Annotated in this window: 14 protein-coding genes; 9 read left to right on the top strand and 5 right to left on the bottom strand. The window is 55.8% G+C overall.

Translation table 11 applies throughout. The features are described from left to right. Positions 1–207 precede the first annotated feature (207 nt). From B347_RS0117875 to B347_RS0117910, 8 genes are all read left to right on the top strand, one after another. Entirely contained in the window at positions 208–1,065 is an 858-nt protein-coding gene (locus B347_RS0117875) for a CoA transferase subunit A (protein WP_019411065.1), read from the top strand. Continuing rightward, complete coding sequence (locus B347_RS0117880) at positions 1,062–1,844, top strand: CoA-transferase subunit beta (protein ID WP_192812390.1); 783 nt, start codon at positions 1,062–1,064, stop codon at positions 1,842–1,844. Before B347_RS0117875 ends, B347_RS0117880 begins: the two co-directional genes overlap by 4 nt. After that, positions 1,841–3,046, top strand: coding sequence for a 3-oxoadipyl-CoA thiolase (gene pcaF, locus B347_RS0117885; protein ID WP_192812388.1), 1,206 nt, complete (start codon positions 1,841–1,843; stop codon positions 3,044–3,046). The genes B347_RS0117880 and pcaF overlap by 4 nt, the downstream gene beginning before the upstream one ends. A gap of 121 nt (positions 3,047–3,167) precedes the next feature. After that, on the top strand, positions 3,168–4,460 hold the full coding sequence (locus tag B347_RS0117890; RefSeq protein ID WP_026014267.1) for an MFS family transporter: 1,293 nt from the start codon (positions 3,168–3,170) through the stop codon (positions 4,458–4,460). A gap of 48 nt (positions 4,461–4,508) precedes the next feature. Beyond that, positions 4,509–5,861 carry a 3-carboxy-cis,cis-muconate cycloisomerase gene (locus B347_RS0117895; RefSeq protein WP_019411069.1) on the top strand — a complete coding sequence of 451 codons (1,353 nt, stop codon included), beginning with the start codon at positions 4,509–4,511 and terminating at the stop codon, positions 5,859–5,861. A gap of 13 nt (positions 5,862–5,874) precedes the next feature. Then, complete coding sequence (pcaD, locus tag B347_RS0117900) at positions 5,875–6,675, top strand: 3-oxoadipate enol-lactonase (RefSeq protein ID WP_019411070.1); 801 nt, start codon at positions 5,875–5,877, stop codon at positions 6,673–6,675. Positions 6,676–6,685: 10 nt separating this feature from the next. Beyond that, on the top strand, positions 6,686–7,078 hold the full coding sequence (gene pcaC, locus B347_RS0117905; RefSeq protein WP_019411071.1) for a 4-carboxymuconolactone decarboxylase: 393 nt from the start codon (positions 6,686–6,688) through the stop codon (positions 7,076–7,078). 174 nt (positions 7,079–7,252) lie between these two features. Next, positions 7,253–7,891 carry a hypothetical protein gene (locus tag B347_RS0117910; protein WP_019411072.1) on the top strand — a complete coding sequence of 213 codons (639 nt, stop codon included), beginning with the start codon at positions 7,253–7,255 and terminating at the stop codon, positions 7,889–7,891. A 73-nt stretch (positions 7,892–7,964) separates the two neighbouring features. Here B347_RS0117910 and adeC read toward each other — a convergent pair whose 3' ends face one another. Genes adeC through B347_RS0117925 form a run of 3 tightly spaced genes read right to left on the bottom strand, consistent with a single transcriptional unit; the run spans position 7,965 to position 13,741 of the window. Next, on the bottom strand, positions 7,965–9,416 hold the full coding sequence (gene adeC / locus B347_RS0117915; RefSeq protein ID WP_019411073.1) for an AdeC/AdeK/OprM family multidrug efflux complex outer membrane factor: 1,452 nt from the start codon (positions 9,414–9,416) through the stop codon (positions 7,965–7,967). Next, positions 9,413–12,568 carry an efflux RND transporter permease subunit gene (locus tag B347_RS0117920; RefSeq protein ID WP_019411074.1) on the bottom strand — a complete coding sequence of 1,052 codons (3,156 nt, stop codon included), beginning with the start codon at positions 12,566–12,568 and terminating at the stop codon, positions 9,413–9,415. The genes adeC and B347_RS0117920 overlap by 4 nt, the downstream gene beginning before the upstream one ends. Before the next feature lie 3 nt (positions 12,569–12,571). After that, a complete protein-coding gene (locus B347_RS0117925) occupies positions 12,572–13,741 on the bottom strand; it encodes an efflux RND transporter periplasmic adaptor subunit (RefSeq protein ID WP_019411075.1) in 1,170 nt (389 codons plus the stop codon). A gap of 265 nt (positions 13,742–14,006) precedes the next feature. Between B347_RS0117925 and B347_RS0117930 the strand changes: the two genes are divergently transcribed. Continuing rightward, entirely contained in the window at positions 14,007–14,639 is a 633-nt protein-coding gene (locus B347_RS0117930; RefSeq protein WP_026014268.1) for a TetR family transcriptional regulator, read from the top strand. 271 nt (positions 14,640–14,910) lie between these two features. On the opposite strand, the gene fdxA is transcribed toward B347_RS0117930, so the two are convergent. After that, positions 14,911–15,234: a ferredoxin FdxA gene (gene fdxA / locus B347_RS0117935; protein WP_019411077.1), complete on the bottom strand. Its 324-nt coding sequence runs from the start codon at positions 15,232–15,234 to the stop codon at positions 14,911–14,913. A gap of 128 nt (positions 15,235–15,362) precedes the next feature. Further along, positions 15,363–17,107 (bottom strand): DNA mismatch repair protein MutS (gene mutS / locus B347_RS0117940; protein WP_019411078.1); only part of this gene is annotated, 1,745 nt, incomplete at its 5' end.

A 17,107-nucleotide genomic window follows, 5' to 3' on the forward strand; every position in this document is an offset into this window, starting at 1 on the left:
ACTGCTACGAAATCGACTTGCTGTACAGCATAGAATCTCCCGTGGGGCAGATACCTAGCCTGCTAACTATGCGTTCGATTACCGAACACATAGTCGATTATCGGATTGTTTGCGTTGGGGGTGGCGGCTTAACCTGCTGGTAGTTCGGTGCAATTTAGACGCACCGTTTTCTCTTCAGTGGCCAACAATAAACGGGAGCTACCCCTCATGGCAGAAATCATTTCGTTACACGACGCCGTGAAACAGTTTGTGAACGATGGCGACACCGTCGCTCTTGAAGGTTTCACTCACTTGATTCCGACCGCAGCAGGTCATGAAATCATTCGTCAGGGTAAGAAAGACCTGACTCTGGTTCGCATGACACCTGACCTGATCTACGACCAGTTGATCGGCGCCGGTTGTGCACGAAAGTTGATTTTTTCCTGGGGCGGTAACCCTGGCGTAGGTTCGCTGCACCGCTTGCGCGATGCAGTCGAAAAGCAATGGCCGCAGCCATTGGACATCGAAGAGCACAGCCACGCTGACCTGGCCAATGCCTACGTGGCAGGTGCATCGGGCCTACCGTTCGCGGTACTGCGTGCCTACGCCGGTTCTGACCTGCCGAAGGTTAACCCGCTGATCAAAACCGTTACCTGCCCCTTTACCGGTGAAGTGCTGGCGGCTGTGCCTTCGGTGCGCCCGGATGTGACCGTGATTCATGCGCAAAAGGCTGACCGCAAAGGCAACGTTCTGCTGTGGGGCATCCTGGGCGTGCAAAAAGAAGCCGCCTTGGCTGCCAAGCGCTGCATCGTGACGGTTGAAGAGATCGTGGATGACCTGCAAGCGCCGATGAATGCCTGCGTGCTGCCGACGTGGGCCTTGAGCGCTGTGTGCCACGTACCGGGCGGGGCACATCCGTCCTACGCTCATGGTTACACCGAGCGTGATAACCGTTTCTATCAGGCGTGGGATCCAATTGCCCGCGACCGCGAGACCTTCACCGCCTGGATTAACGAATACATCTACGGCACTGCAAATTTCAGCGAGTTCCAGGCCAAGCTGGCCCGCGCTTCGGAGGCAAAATAATGGCTTACTCCACCAATGAAATGATGACCGTTGCCGCCGCCCGTCGTTTGAAAAACGGCTCGGTGTGTTTTGTGGGTATCGGCCTGCCTTCCAAAGCGGCCAACCTGGCGCGCCTGACCTCGTCCCCGGATGTGGTATTGATCTACGAATCGGGCCCGATTGGTGCCAAGCCCAATGTGTTGCCGCTGTCGATTGGTGACGGCGAACTGGCCGAAACCGCGGACACCGTGGTCTCCACTAGCGAAATTTTCCGCTACTGGTTACAAGGTGGCCGGGTCGATGTTGGCTTCCTGGGCGCCGCTCAGGTGGACCGTTTCGGCAATATCAACACCACTGTGGTCGGTGACTACCACCATCCAAAAGTCCGTCTGCCGGGTGCGGGTGGCGCGCCGGAAATCGCCGGGTCAGCCAAAAGCGTGCTGATTATCCTTAAGCAATCGGCGCGTTCGTTTGTCGACAAGCTCGACTTTATTACCTCGGTTGGGCACGGCGAAGGCGGCGACTCGCGCAAGCGTTTGGGGCTGCCGGGCGCGGGGCCAGTAGGCATCATCACTGACCTGTGCATCATGGAGCCTGAAGCACAAACCAACGAATTTGTGGTCACCGCCTTGCACCCTGGCGTGACCCGCGAGCAAGTCGTTGCAGCCACTGGCTGGGCCATTCGTTTTGCCGATAACGTCGAACTGACTGCTGAGCCGACCGATGTCGAATTGACTGCCTTGCGTGATCTGGAAACCCGCACCGCGCTGGCCCATGGTCAGGCACCAGGAGAAGCGTGATGCGTGAAGTCTTTATCTGTGACGCAATTCGTACCCCCATTGGCCGTTTCGGCGGTGGTTTGGCGGCGGTCCGTGCCGATGACCTGGCAGCCACCCCGATCAAGGCGCTGATTGAGCGCAACCCCACTGTGAAATGGGACGAAGTCGACGAAGTGTTCTTTGGCTGCGCCAACCAGGCGGGCGAAGACAACCGTAACGTAGCGCGCATGGCCGCGTTGCTGGCCGGTCTGCCAGACACTATTCCGGGTGTGACCCTCAATCGTCTCTGTGCATCGGGTATGGATGCTATTGGTACTGCGTTCCGTGCGATCGCTAGTGGCGAAATGGAACTGGCCATTGCCGGTGGCGTTGAATCAATGTCGCGTGCCCCGTTTGTTATGGGCAAAGCCGATGCCGCGTTCTCGCGCAACATGAAGCTGGAAGACACCACCATAGGCTGGCGTTTTATCAACCCGCTGATGAAGGCCCAGTATGGCGTCGATGCGATGCCGCAAACTGCCGACAACGTGGCTGATGACTACCAGATTTCCCGCGCCGATCAAGACGCTTTTGCCCTGCGTAGCCAACAGCGTACGGCCGCGGCCCAAGCAGCGGGCTACTTTGCTGAGGAAATCGTTGCGGTACGTATCGCCCATAAAAAAGGCGAAACCGTGGTAGAGCACGATGAGCATCCACGTGCGGACACCAGCCTCGAAACCCTGAGCAAACTTAAGCCCGTGAATGGCCCTGACAAAACGGTCACCGCTGGCAATGCGTCGGGGGTAAATGATGGCGCAGCGGCGCTGATTCTGGCGTCTGCCGAGGCTGTCAAACGCCACGGTTTGACTCCTCGCGCTCGTGTATTAGGTATGGCCAGCGCCGGGGTTGCCCCTCGCGTGATGGGCATCGGTCCGGTGCCTGCGGTGCGCAAATTGGTCGAGCGTCTGGGGCTGGCGGTCAGCGACTTTGACGTGATCGAACTCAACGAGGCATTTGCCAGCCAAGGTTTGGCGGTATTGCGCGAACTGGGTCTGGCAGACGACGCGCCGCACGTTAACCCAAATGGCGGCGCAATTGCGCTGGGGCATCCGCTGGGCATGAGCGGCGCGCGTTTAGTGATGACAGCCTTGCATCAGTTGGAAAAATCCGGCGGCAAGAAAGGCTTGGCAACCATGTGCGTGGGTGTCGGCCAGGGGCTGGCGTTAGCAATCGAGCGGGTCTGATCGCTGACGTAAGCGCAACATCGGGCGATTGATTATTCAATCGCCCGGCTCTTAGTGGTTGCAGTGTTACTTGTTACAAGCTATGTCTAAAAGTAACTAACCCAGATGAGTCTAAGAAATCATGACAACAGAAACTCACTACACAGGAGAAGAGCGTAGAAAAAGGATTTTTGCGATTGTCGGTGCCTCCTCCGGCAACTTGGTCGAATGGTTCGATTTCTACGTTTACGCCTTTTGCGCGATTTACTTTGCGCCTGCTTTCTTCCCCTCTGATGACCCTACGGTGCAATTGCTGAACACAGCCGGAGTGTTTGCGGCTGGGTTTTTGATGCGTCCTATCGGTGGCTGGCTGTTTGGTCGGGTAGCCGACAAGCACGGCCGTAAGAACTCAATGATGATCTCGGTGATGATGATGTGCGCCGGGTCATTGGTGATCGCCTTTCTCCCAACCTACGAATCAATCGGTGCCTGGGCTCCGGCGCTGCTGTTGGTGGCACGCTTGTTTCAAGGGCTTTCAGTCGGCGGGGAGTATGGCACCACGGCCACTTACATGAGTGAAGTCGCCCTCAAAGGGCAGCGTGGTTTTTTCGCGTCTTTCCAATACGTGACCCTGATCGGTGGGCAACTGCTGGCAGTGTTGGTGGTGGTGATTCTTCAGCAGTTTTTGTCAGAACAAGAACTGCGCGCCTGGGGCTGGCGTATACCGTTTGTGATCGGGGCCATTGCGGCGGTTATTGCGCTGTTGCTGCGTCGCTCCTTGAAAGAGACCACCAGTGCTGAAACCCGTGAAGACAAAGACGCGGGCAGCGTTGCGGCGTTGTTCCGGGATCACAAGGCGGCATTCATTACCGTGCTGGGGTATACCGCTGGCGGTTCGCTGATTTTCTACACGTTTACCACGTACATGCAGAAGTACTTGGTGAACACCGCGGGCATGCACGCCAAGACGGCCAGTTACATCATGACCGGCGCACTTTTCCTTTATATGTGCATGCAGCCGGTGTTTGGCATGCTCGCTGACAAGATCGGGCGTCGCAAGTCGATGCTCTGGTTCGGTGGCTTGGGTACCCTGTGCACGGTGCCGATTTTGCTGACGTTGAAAACCGTTACCAGCCCGTTTTTAGCGTTTGTCTTGATCACGCTGGCGCTGGCGATTGTCAGTTTCTACACCTCGATCAGCGGTCTGGTGAAAGCTGAAATGTTTCCACCGCAAGTACGGGCGCTGGGTGTTGGCCTGGCTTATGCGGTGGCCAACGCGATTTTCGGTGGCTCGGCGGAATATGTGGCCTTGGGCCTCAAGTCGATGGGCATGGAGAATACCTTCTACTGGTACGTGACGGTCATGATGGCCATCGCTTTCCTGTTCAGCTTCCGATTACCGAAACAACCCAAATACCTGCATCACGACCTGTGATGTATTCGCGCGCGCCTGCCTTTGGCGCGCGCCAGCAAAGGATGCTTTATGAGTAACCAGCTGTTTGACGCCTACTTCACAGGCAAGGCCATGGGCGAAGTGTTTTGTGATCATGGGCGGGTTCAGGCCATGCTCGACTTTGAAGCCGCGCTGGCTCGTGCTCAAGCTCGGGTGGGGCTGATCCCGCCGTCAGCAGTTGCACCGATTGAAGCCGCCTGCCGCGCCGAACACTACGACTTTGAAGCCTTGGGGCTGGCGATTGCCAGCGCTGGCAACTCAGCTATTCCGCTGGTTAAAGCGCTTGGCAAACAGATCGCTAGCATCACCCCGGAAGCTGAGCGCTATGTGCACTTGGGCGCCACCAGCCAAGACGTAATGGACAGTGGGCTGGTGCTGCAACTGCGCGCTGCGTTGGTGCTGATCGAGCGTGACTTGCAGCAGTTGGGCGATGTGCTTGCACAACAGGCGCTGCGTTATGCGGCTACCCCTTTGGCAGGTCGAACTTGGTTGCAGCAGGCCACGCCGGTCACCCTAGGGATGAAAATCGCAGGTTGGCTGGGCGCTGTCAGCCGGAGTCGTCAGCGGCTTCGCGAGTTAAAGCCACGGTTGCTGAGTCTGCAATTTGGAGGTGCCTCGGGCACCTTGGCCGCATTGGGTGATCAAGCGTTGCCTGTCGCGCACGCCTTGGCGGATGAATTGCAGTTGAGCCTGCCCGATCAGCCATGGCACACCCAGCGTGATCGTTTAGTGGAGTTCGGTTCGGTTCTCGGGTTGATTGCCGGGAGTCTTGGCAAAATGGGCCGCGACATCAGCTTGTTGATGCAGACTGAAGCGGCGGAGGTTTTTGAGCCTTCTGCGCCGGGCAAGGGCGGTTCTTCGACCATGCCGCACAAACGCAACCCGGTGGGTTCGGCCGTGCTAATCAGTGCGGCGACGCGGGTACCGGGGTTATTGAGCACCTTGTTCAGTGCCATGCCTCAAGAGCACGAGCGTAGCTTGGGCTTATGGCACGCCGAGTGGGAAACCCTGCCTGAAATCTGCTGCTTGGTCTCTGGTGCTTTGGTTCAGGCACTGAATATTGCTCAAGGGCTGGAAGTGGATGAACGGCGCATGGCACAAAACCTCGATTTGACTCATGGCCTGGTGCTTGCTGAGGCTGTGAGTATCGTGTTGGCCCAGCGTGTCGGCCGGGAAACCGCCCATCATCTGCTGGAGCAATGTTGCAAGCGGGCTGTGGCCGAACACCGGCATTTGCGTGCGGTGCTGGGTGATGAACCCGAGATAACTGCCCAACTGTCGGCGGACGAACTGGATCGCTTGCTTGATCCTGCTCATTACCTGGGGCAAGCGACGACATGGGTCGTGCGTGCACGGGCTGAACATTTGGCGTTGGTATTATAAAAAGGAGACGATCGTGGGACGTGTACAACTCGCTGAAGGTGAAATCAACTACCAATTCGACGGCCCGCAAGGTGCGCCTGTGCTGGTGTTGTCCAACTCGCTGGGCACTGATCTGGGCATGTGGGAATCGCAGATTCCGGCATTCACTGAGCATTTTCAGGTGCTGCGTTACGACACCCGTGGCCATGGTCAGTCCCTGGTCACCGAAGGGCCTTACAGCATTGAGCAGTTAGGCGGTGACGTGCTGTCGCTGTTAGATGCGCTGCACATTGAACGCGCCTATTTTTGCGGCCTGTCGATGGGTGGCCTGATTGGCCAGTGGCTGGGCATTAATGCCGGTTCACGTTTGCATAAGCTGGTGGTGTGCAACACCGCGGCCAAAATCGGTGAGCCTTCGATCTGGGACCCGCGCATTGAGATGGTCTTACGCGATGGCGCGGCGGCCATGGCTGGGTTGCGCGATGCTTCGATAGCTCGCTGGTTTACCGCAGATTATGCCGAGGCCAATCCCGAGCAGGCCAAACGCATCACGGACATGCTGGCAGCTACATCACCTCAAGGGTATGCAGCCAACTGTGCCGCGGTGCGCGATGCTGATTTCCGTGATCAGCTTGGCGCCATTCACGTGCCGACACTGGTCATTGCTGGCACGCACGACGCGGTGACGCCACCGTCGGGTAGCCATTTCATTCAAGAGCATGTGGCAGGCGCAGAGTATGCAGAGTTTTATGCTGCGCACCTGTCCAACGTGCAGGCGGGCGACGCGTTCAGTCAGCGAGTGCTGGCATTTTTGTTAGCCAAAAAGTCGGTTTAAGGAGCGTTTTGTGGACGAGAAACAACGTTACGACGAAGGCATGGGCGTACGCCGCGCCGTACTGGGCGATGCACACGTTGATCGCAGTCTGAATGCGCTGACAGAGTTCAACAGCGAGTTCCAGGAAATGATCACGCGTCATGCGTGGGGTGATATCTGGACGCGCCCTGGTTTGCCACGTCATACCCGCAGCCTGATCACCATTGCGATGCTGATCGGCATGAATCGCAACGAAGAGCTTAAATTGCACCTGCGGGCGGCGGCCAACAACGGCGTTACCCGGGCAGAGATCAAAGAAGTGCTGATGCAGAGTGCGATCTACTGCGGCATCCCAGCGGCCAATGCCACGTTCCACTTGGCTGAATCGGTGTGGGATGAATTGGGAGTTGAGTCGCGGGTTTGAAAGCAATGGCAGGACTGCTTTCAATGGTCAGTGTTTAGGCCCTTATCAGATACCGGCCAGCAATTGTCCTATGTATGTAACGCATTTCATCCTTCTTATTCTTGGACTATCTCTGGGCACTTGAGCTCCACACGGTGGGGTTGATCAGGTAGAGAGTTAGTTCAAGGATGAGCCATGATGTTGAATACTGCTGTTTTGAATTTATTGCCTGAGTACTTTCGAAGTGCTGACGAAGCCGCAATTGCTCTGTCAGGTTCGATAGATTTGGAGTCTGCCACGATGTTAGGTGGCTTTATCGTTTTTGACTCTCGATTGAATCACTACCGCATTTCGCGGCCTGTGAGCATTGCACAGGCTCAGGGTATTGAATTTAACCAAAAGGGGCATTTGAACGCGGATCCAACACTCAAATTTCGCGGGTTTTACTGTACATCAGACATGGCCGGAGCCAGCAGGATGGCATATGAGTCCGGTGAGCGGGCGCTGTACAGTAACTTTTTTGCTCCCGTTTATCTGGCCCGGATGATCAATCAGGACCTGGTTGTGAGGGCAAGTGCCGGGTATTGGTTAGCACCTAACAAAGCGGTACTCAAGTTCCGCTCCCACGCTGAGGAGGAGGCAAAAGAACTGGCGTCACACGCCTCCGAAATGCTGAGCGCACTGATTGATGGAACCAGATTGATGGTGGCCTATATCCAACAGGTTGCTCAGGCGGGTGACTTGCAGGTCATTCAGAAAAGTGAATTTCCGGGTATATGGGACACGCTAGGGGTTGTCCCTGTTGATTGGTTACAGCCTGTACAGTCCAATTAAATCGGGTCTGATGTGTTAGGCCCCATACATAAAAACCGCCTAATGGCGGTTTTTATGTTTTAGCAGATTTTCATCAAGCCTTTGGCGGCTTGTCCGAAATGGGTCGGTTTTCACCGGTCTGTTCGTACCAGCCGCCACCCAACGCCTTATACAGCGTGACTTCGCTGGTTAGCTGCGACAGGCGGTCGGTGATCAGCGATTGTTGTGCACTGAACAGCGAGCGTTGAGCGTCGAGGAAGGTCAGGTTGCTGTCGATGCCAATCCGATAGCGACGCTCAGCCAGACGGTAGTAATCCTGGTTGGCATTAACGAAATCGGTTTGTGCCTGCAACTGCTCGTTGTAGGTTTCACGTGCAGCCAGTCCGTCAGAAACTTCCTGGAATGCAGTCTGGATCGCCTTCTCGTATTGAGAAACGGTGATCTCTTTCTGGATTTTCGAGTAGTCCAAGCTTGCGCGCAAAGCACCTGCGTTGAAGATCGGCAGGTTGATTTGCGGCGAGAACAGCCAGGTGCCCGAACCGCCCTTGAACAGACCTGAGAGGTCTGGGCTCAAGGTCCCGGCATTGGCGGTCAGGCTGATGCTTGGGAAGAACGCAGCACGCGCAGCGCCAATGTTGGCGTTGGCTGCCAGCAGCTGATGCTCTGCCTGAAGGATGTCCGGGCGACGTTGCAGTAAGTCAGACGGCAAGCCCGCAGGCACTTTGTTCAACAGGTCGGCTGACAGCGGTTGGCTGGCTGGCAGATTGTCCGGGATGGTCGTCCCGAGCAGCAGGGCCAAGCTGTTTTGGTCCTGAGCCACTTGGCGAGTGTACTTGGCCAACTGAACCTTGGCGTTTTCCACCGAGGTACGCGACTGGCTCAGATCAAGCGCCGAGGCCACACCGACTTCGTTGCTGCGCAAGGTCAGCTTGTAGCTCTCGTCGTAGGCTTTGAGGGTGTCTTGAGTGAGCTTGAGTAGCTCTTTGTCAGCCTGCCAGGTCAGGTAGGCATTCGCGACGCTGGCCACCAGACTGATCTGAGTGGTGCGGCGCGCTTCTTCGGTTGCAAAGTAGTTTTGCAACGCTTGGTCGCTCAGGCTGCGAACGCGGCCGAACAAGTCCAGTTCATACGCGCTCACGCCAAGCGTTGCGGTGTATGAGCTAGAAATGGATGACTCGCCCGTTTGCGACATACGCGCTGGGGTGCGTTGGCGGCTACCGCTGGCATTGGCGCTGACTGCCGGGAACAGATCGGCACGCTGGATGCGGTACTGAGCCGCGTAGGCGTCGATGTTCAGGGCTGCGACCCGAAGGTCGCGGTTGTTGACCAAAGCTGTCTGGATCAGCTGTTGCAGGGCAGGGTCATGGAAAAACTGACGCCAGCCTTGTTCCGCTGCAGCCTGGTTCGGCGCTTCGTTTGCCGAGTAGGCCGGGCCTTGCGGGTATTGCGCGGCTACCGGCGCTTCAGGGCGCTGGTAGTCCGGGATCAGCGAGCAGCCGCTCAGCGTAAACGCTGCAACGGCTACTGCGAGAAGCGACTTGCTCATTGGCCAGCCTCTTGGTTTGGAGTTTTAGTCAGGTCTGTTTTTTGCTTGGCATCTTTTTTATTGCCAATTGAGGACACGGCAACAAAGAACAGCGGCACCCAGAAAATAGCCAAGACCGTTGCACTGAGCATCCCGCCGATTACGCCTGTACCAATGGCGTGCTGGCTACCCGAGCCTGCGCCGGAAGAGATGGCCAATGGAACCACGCCGAGCACAAACGCTAGGGACGTCATAATGATCGGTCGCAGACGCATCCGACACGCTTCAATCGCAGCTTCCGACAGACTACGCCCTTGTTCATGCAGTTCTTTGGCGAATTCAACGATCAGAATGGCGTTTTTCGCGGCCAAGCCGATTGTCGTCAACAGACCTACCTGGAAGTACACGTCGTTGGACAAGCCTCGCAAGCTGGTTGCCAGTAGTGCACCAATAATACCCAGCGGTACGACGAGCATGACTGCGATCGGGATAGACCAACTTTCATACAGGGCTGCAAGGCACAGGAATACCATCAGCAAGGAGATCGCGTACAAGGCAGGCGCTTGCGAGCCTGACAGACGTTCCTCGTAAGACAGTCCTGTCCAAGAAATACCGACGCCAGCAGGGAGTTTCTTCGCCAGCGCTTCGACTTCGGCCATTGCCTCACCGCTGCTGTAGCCAGGGGCAGGAGCACCCAAGACTTCCATGGCCTCTACGCCGTTGTAGCGCGACAGTTTAGGCGCACCAAAAGTCCACTCGCCTTTGGCGAAGGCTGAGAATGGCACCATGGTCCCTTGATCGTTACGCACGTACCATTTTTTCAGGTCTTCCGGGTTCATGCGGGACGTAGCGTCACCTTGCAAGAACACCTTTTTAACCCGGCCACGATCGATGAAGTCGTTGACGTAGCTGGCACCTAGACCAATGGAAAGTGTGTTGTTGATGTCGGATAGGCTGACGCCCAGTGCGCGTGCAGCTTCATCGTCGACCAGCAGTTTGTATTGAGGTTCATCGTTCAAACCGTTAGGACGTACACCCGCGAGGACTTTGCTTTGTGACGCCATCCCCAGAAACTGGTTGCGAGCCTCCATCAACTTCTCGTGACCAATACCGGCACGGTCCTGCAGGAACACGTCGAAACCTGTTGCGTTACCCAACTCCATCACGGCAGGCGGTGCAAAAGCGAAAACCATTGCATCGCGGAAGGTAAAGAAGTGGGCTTGGGCGCGTTGAGCCAGTGCAAAAACGCTGTTGTTGGCGTCACGCTCGCCCCAGGGTTTGAGCATGATGAACGCCAGACCGGAGCTTTGACCACGACCTGCGAAGTTAAAACCGTTGACCGTGAACACTGAAGACACGGCCGAGGTTTCATCTTTGAGCAGGTACTCACGCATCCGGTCAATCACCTCCTGGGTTCGCTCTGCAGTGGTACCCGGCGGGGTTTGAACCTGAGCAAACAACACACCCTGATCTTCTTCCGGCAGGAACGAGGTAGGAATGCGGGTGAACATGAAGATCATGCCGACCACAATCAGTACGTAGGCCAGCAGGTATGGGGCTTTGTGACGAAGAATGTTGCCAACACTGTTTTCATAGTGTTTGACGCCACTGTCAAACGTGCGGTTGAACCAGCCAAAGAAACCGCGTTTGTTCTGACCGTGATCACCTTTGGTAATCGGCTTAAGCATGGTCGCGCACAGGGCAGGGGTGAACACCAACGCAACCACAACCGACAGCGCCATGGCCGATACGATCGTGATCGAGAACTGCCTGTAGATCACACCCGTCGAGCCACCGAAGAAGGCCATTGGGAGCAATACAGCTGACAGCACGAGGGCAATACCGACCAGAGCCCCCTGAATCTGCCCCATCGACTTTTTAGTGGCTTCTTTGGGCGGTAATCCTTCTTCAGCCATGACCCGTTCGACGTTTTCAACCACCACGATGGCATCGTCCACCAGCAACCCGATGGCCAATACCAGACCAAACATGGTCAGGGTGTTGATGCTGAAGCCTGCTGCGGCAAGGATCCCGAAAGTACCCAGCAAAACAACGGGCACGGTCATCGTCGTGATAATGGTCGCGCGGAAGTTTTGCAGGAACAGGAACATCACCAGGAACACCAGCACAACAGCCTCTACCAGTGTTTCAACAACCCCTTCAATGGACGCTGAAATAACCGGCGTGGTGTCATACGGGAATACTACTTCCATGCCAGGCGGGAAGAAGGGTTCCAGGTCTTTGATGGTCTGGCGAACGGCTTTAGCGGTGTCCAGAGCGTTGGCGTTAGAGGCCAGTTTGATTGCAATACCCGAAGATGGTTTGCCGTTGAACTGGGCGCTGATGCTGTAGTTTTCACCGCCCAGGGCGACGTCAGCCACATCACTCAAACGCACTTGCGAACCGTCAGTGTTGACCTTGAGCAGGATCTTTTTGAACTCATCTGCGGTTTGCAGTCGAGTTTTACCAATGATCGTTGCGTTCAGTTCCTGACCTTGTACCGCAGGCAGGCCGCCCAGTTGCCCGGAAGACACCTGTACGTTCTGTGAAGAAATGGCCGACTTAACGTCTACCGGGGTTAGGTTGTACTTGTTCAATTTGGCAGGGTCGAGCCATATACGCATGGCGTACTGAGCACCGAATACCTGGAAGTCACCCACACCTTCAGTCCTTGACAGCGGGTCTTGCATGTTGGAGACGATGTAGTTCGACAAGTCGTCCTTGTTCATGCTGCCGTCAGTGGAGACCACGCCGACCACCATCAGGAAGTTTTTCACTGCCTTGGTGACACGGATACCTTGTTGCTGCACTTCTTGGGGCAGCAGAGGAGTGGCCAGGTTGAGCTTGTTCTGCACCTGAACCTGAGCGGTATCAGGGTTAGTGCCCTGGTTGAATGTAACGGTGATGGTCATGCTGCCGTCTGAGTTACTTTCTGACGACACATAACGCAGGTTATCAATACCATTGAGCTGCTGCTCGATCACCTGCACCACGGTGTCTTGCACGGTCTGTGCAGAGGCGCCCGGGTAGCTTACGGAAATCGAAATCGCAGGCGGTGCAATGCTTGGGTATTGGTTAATGGGCAACTTGAGGATCGATAAAGCTCCGACCAACATGATCACCAGGGCAATTACCCAAGCGAAAATTGGACGGTCGATAAAGAATTTCGACATTGGTTATTCCCCTTTACTGCCCGAAGCTTTTTCTGTGGCCGGGGCCGGGGCCGGGGCCGGGGCCGATGCCGGGGTCTCGCCTTTAGCCTTGTCCATAACCTTGACTTCAACGCCTGGCTTGACGTATTGCAGGCCGTCAGTAATGACTCGATCCCCAGCGTTCAGGCCTTTCTCAACCAGCCAGTCAGTGCCGACAGTCCGAGATGCTTCTAGCACGCGTAACTCAACCTTGTTGTCCGGACCCACTACTAATGCAGTTGGCTGGCCTTTGGCGTTGTGTGTCACACCGATTTGGGGAACCAAAATGGCGTCACTATTGATGCCTGCTTCCAGTTGGGCGTGAACAAACATGCCTGGTAACAGAATGTCATCAGCGTTTGGGAACACCGCGCGCAGGGTGACGGAACCTGTAGTTTCGTCCACTGAGACTTCAGTGAACTCAAGGCGACCTTCAACGGGGTACTCGCTGCCATCTGGAAGCGTCAACTTAACTTTTGCCGCGTTAGCGCCTGCCTTTTTCAGGCGTCCATCGGCGAGGTCGCGGCGCAATTGGAGCATCTCAATCGACGACTGTGTCACGTCGACATAGATGGGGTCCAGTTGTGTGATCACTGCCAGTGCGTTGGCTTGACCACTGGTTACCAGTGCGCCTTCAGTAAACAGCGAGCGTCCAATGCGCCCGGAGAGCGGTGCCAGAACCTTGGTGTAGCGCAGGTTTACTTGAGCGGTTCTCAGCGCAGCCTCGGCTTCGAGTCGCGTTGCTTCAGCGTTGTCGTATTCCTGACGGCTTACTGCTTGCTCTGCGACCAATTGCTTGTAGCGATCAGCCAGCGATTTTGCCGATTGCAAGGTCGCTTTAGCGCTCAGCACGTTGCTTTCGTAGATCGAAGGATCGATCTGATACAGCTGCTGACCTTCTTTGACGTCGCTGCCTTCTTTGAAGTAGCGCTTAAGAATAATACCGTTCACTTGAGGACGAACTTCTGCCGAACGGTACGAAGTCGTACGACCTGGCAGGTTCGTGGTCATCGTGAATGGTTGCGTTTTCAGCGTCACAACGCCGACCTGAGGGGTTTGCGGGGCAGGTGCCGCCTCTTCCTTCTTACATCCGCTGAGCAGCGAAGCTAGGGTGATGGCAGCAACCAGAGCGGTAACAGCTGGCTTAAATTGCATGAAAATCCTCGGGTCAGGCACGCGAAAGCGCACAAGAATAGTGGAAGGGTAAAGAAAGCTGCTCCGGGTGGATAAGTAGCTTGCTAATGAATATACTTACATTCGTGTCTGTTTGTAAATAGTTGGAATCTGTCACGATGGCCGTCACAGAGCCCTTTTTAACGTATGGAGTAGGTCGGGATAAGGCAAAAAAAACGCCACCCGATGTCGGTTTGGATGCTTGATTGCCCTTGTCCAAACCCTCCTGATTGAGGTTTTTATTGCCATGGTGCGTCGTACCAAAGAAGAAGCTCAGGAAACCCGGAGCAAAATCCTCGAAGCAGCCGAGCAGGCCTTTTATGAACGGGGGGTTGCCCGTACCACACTGGCTGATATTGCGGCGCTGGCAGGTGTCACCCGAGGTGCAATTTACTGGCATTTCAGCAACAAGGCCGACTTGGTTCAGGCCATGCTGGACAGCTTGCATGAGCCTTTGGATGAGCTGGCCAAAGCCAGTGAAAGCGAAGCAGAGCTTGACCCGCTGGGCTGCTTGCGCAAACTGTTGATTCATCTGTTTCGTCAGGTGGCTATTGATCCGAAGACTCGGCGTATCAATGAAATTCTGTTTCATAAGTGCGAATTTACTGACGAAATGTGCGATTTTCGCCTTCAACGTCAAGTGGCGAGTGTCGACTGTAACAGCCGAATTGAGCTCACGCTGAATAATGCAGTCCATCGTGAACAACTCCCTTCAAATCTGGATACCCGCCGTGCCGCCATTACCTTGCATGCCTATATCAACGGCATTCTCGGGCAATGGCTGCTGGTCCCCGATAATTTCGAGCTTCATAAGGACGCTGAATCTTGGGTCGACATCGGCATTGAAATGCTGCGTCTGAGCCCGAGTTTGCGCAACTGAAGAAGAATTTTGGAGAGTCTAGTTCGATTGGACGATAAGGCGAATGAAGTTTTTCGCTGGATGCTCGTCGGTCGCGAATAGCCTTTATATACGTCTGCCTTGCGAGTTTAAAGTTAGCAGGCTCAGTATTTTGTAGGTTAATTGTGACGCCCTTGCTAAGACTTGGATTCGGGAGTGGCGAAGCGGGTTTAGTCAGCGTCAGATTTTTCGTAAACCTTAAACGCAAAAAGCCCCGGCTCGTAGGAGACGGGGCTTTTTGCTACAGCGCTGATTAGCGTTCTAGGAACTCGATCTTCCCTGTCTTGCCATCCCACTCGGCCGCGTCCGGCAGAGGGTCTTTGCGTTCAGTGACGTTTGGCCAGATTTCAGCCAGTTCAACGTTCAACTGAATAAAGTTTTCCATGCCTGCAGGCACTTCATCTTCTGAGAAGATGGCCACGGCAGGGCATTCAGGCTCACAAAGCGCGCAGTCAATGCACTCATCCGGGTGAATCACCAGGAAGTTCGGGCCTTCGTAAAAGCAGTCCACCGGACAGACTTCTACGCAGTCGGTGTACTTGCACTTGATGCAGTTGTCGGTGACGACGAAGGTCATTTCTAATTTTCTCCTCAGGCGGCGGCAGCGAAGCCCTTCCAGTCGGGTTCGCAGGGCTCGGGAGTGATACCTTCTGACCAGGCTAAAAGGCCAGTTGCATCCCGAACCGCGCGCGATTCTAGCAGCTTTTAAAGGCGTGTCTTTAATGTGTAGAGCAAATCAAGTGCTTTACGCGGCGTCATGTTGTCCAGGTCAAGCTTGGAAAGGTCATCCAGTACCGGGTGCGGCAGGCTGGCAAACAGGTCGCTTTGGTGCGGTACTGCTTTTTTGCTAGTCGCCTGGCGTGGCACTTCATGCGGCAGACTGGTGGTTTCAAGTCGGCTTAAATGCTCACGTGCGCGAGTGATGACATTGGCTGGAACTCCCGCCAATTGAGCCACTGCCAAACCATAGCTCTGACTGGCCGGGCCAGGTAATACATGGTGCAGGAACACGATGCGTTCGTTGTGTTCGGTTGCACTCAAATGCACGTTGGCGACCAGCGGTTCGCTTTCTGGCAACACCGTCAGCTCAAAGTAGTGCGTGGCAAACAAGGTGTAGGCGCGCAATTGGGCGAGACGTTCGGCCGCAGCCCAGGCCAGCGACAAGCCGTCGAAGGTACTGGTGCCGCGTCCCACTTCATCCATCAGTACCAAGCTGCGCTCTGTGGCGTTGTGCAGGATATTGGCCGTTTCGCTCATTTCCACCATGAACGTAGAGCGTCCGCCGGCCAAGTCATCACTGGAGCCGATCCGCGTGAAGATCCGATCCACCAGCGACAGCTCGCAACTGGCTGCGGGAACAAAACTGCCGATGTGCGCCAGCAACACGATCAACGCGGTCTGACGCATGTAGGTCGACTTACCGCCCATGTTCGGACCGGTAATCACCAGCATGCGGGTGTTGTCATCCAATCCGAGATCGTTAGCTACAAACGGCGTGGTCAACACTTGCTCGACCACCGGATGGCGACCTTGGCTGATGCGCATGCACGGCTCATCGACAAAGCGTGGGCAGTTCAGGTCAAGGTTTAGTGCCCGCTCGGCCAAGTTGCTAAGCACATCCAACTCGGCCAACGACGCGGCGGTGTCCTGCAGAGGCGGCAATTCCCCGATTAGGGTTTCGAGCAGTGCTTCGTACAGCATCTTCTCGCGGGCCAAAGCGCGGCTTTTGGCCGACAAGGCTTTATCTTCGAAGGCTTTAAGCTCTGGTGTGATAAAGCGCTCAGCCCCTTTGAGGGTTTGACGGCGGATGTAATCTGCCGGAGCTTGTTCGGCTTGTTTACTCGGCAATTCAATGAAGTAACCGTGGACGCGGTTGTAACCTACCTTGAGGTTGGCCAAGCCGGTTCGGGCTTTCTCACGCGCTTCGAGATCAATCAGGAACTGCCCGGCGTTTTCGCTCAGCGATTGCAGTTCATCCAGCTCAGCGTCATAACCCGTCTTCAGCACGCCGCCGTCACGGATAACCGCAGGCGGGTTGTCGTTAATCGCTTTTTCCAGCAGCGCCGCCAGTTCAGGGTAGGTGCTGGTGATGGTAGCCAGTTGTTGCAGGTGGGGGGCTTCGAGGCCGATCATTGCATCTTGCAACTCAGGCAGAGCGCCTAAGGCATCGCGCAAGCGCGCCAAATCGCGAGGCCGCGCATTACGCAAGCCGATACGCGCCAGGATACGTTCCAGGTCGCCGATCTCTTTAAGCTGTGGTTGCAGCTTTTCGAAACGATAGCCATCCAGCAGACAAGTGATCGACGACTGGCGTGCCAGTAGCACACTCAAGTCGCGCAATGGGCGGTTCAGCCAGCGAGTCAGCAGGCGGCTGCCCATTGAGGTTTGGCAGCGGTCTACCACCGACTGCAACGTGTTGTCGCGCCCGCCGGCCAGGTTTGTGTCGAGTT

Source organism: Pseudomonas psychrophila HA-4 (assembly GCF_000282975.1).
Lineage (GTDB): Bacteria > Pseudomonadota > Gammaproteobacteria > Pseudomonadales > Pseudomonadaceae > Aquipseudomonas > Aquipseudomonas psychrophila_A.

What these genes read in the sequence shown, in the direction of transcription:
- B347_RS0117910 (WP_019411072.1), top strand. Translation starts at nt 7,253, where the DNA reads ATGATGTTGAATACTGCTGTTTTGAATTTATTGCCTGAGTACTTTCGA.
- B347_RS0117895 (WP_019411069.1), top strand. Translation starts at nt 4,509, where the DNA reads ATGAGTAACCAGCTGTTTGACGCCTACTTCACAGGCAAGGCCATGGGC.
- B347_RS0117925 (WP_019411075.1), bottom strand. Translation starts at nt 13,741, where the DNA reads ATGCAATTTAAGCCAGCTGTTACCGCTCTGGTTGCTGCCATCACCCTA.
- B347_RS0117920 (WP_019411074.1), bottom strand. Translation starts at nt 12,568, where the DNA reads ATGTCGAAATTCTTTATCGACCGTCCAATTTTCGCTTGGGTAATTGCC.
- B347_RS0117890 (WP_026014267.1), top strand. Translation starts at nt 3,168, where the DNA reads ATGACAACAGAAACTCACTACACAGGAGAAGAGCGTAGAAAAAGGATT.
- adeC (WP_019411073.1), bottom strand. Translation starts at nt 9,416, where the DNA reads ATGAGCAAGTCGCTTCTCGCAGTAGCCGTTGCAGCGTTTACGCTGAGC.
- B347_RS0117930 (WP_026014268.1), top strand. Translation starts at nt 14,007, where the DNA reads ATGGTGCGTCGTACCAAAGAAGAAGCTCAGGAAACCCGGAGCAAAATC.
- fdxA (WP_019411077.1), bottom strand. Translation starts at nt 15,234, where the DNA reads ATGACCTTCGTCGTCACCGACAACTGCATCAAGTGCAAGTACACCGAC.
- B347_RS0117875 (WP_019411065.1), top strand. Translation starts at nt 208, where the DNA reads ATGGCAGAAATCATTTCGTTACACGACGCCGTGAAACAGTTTGTGAAC.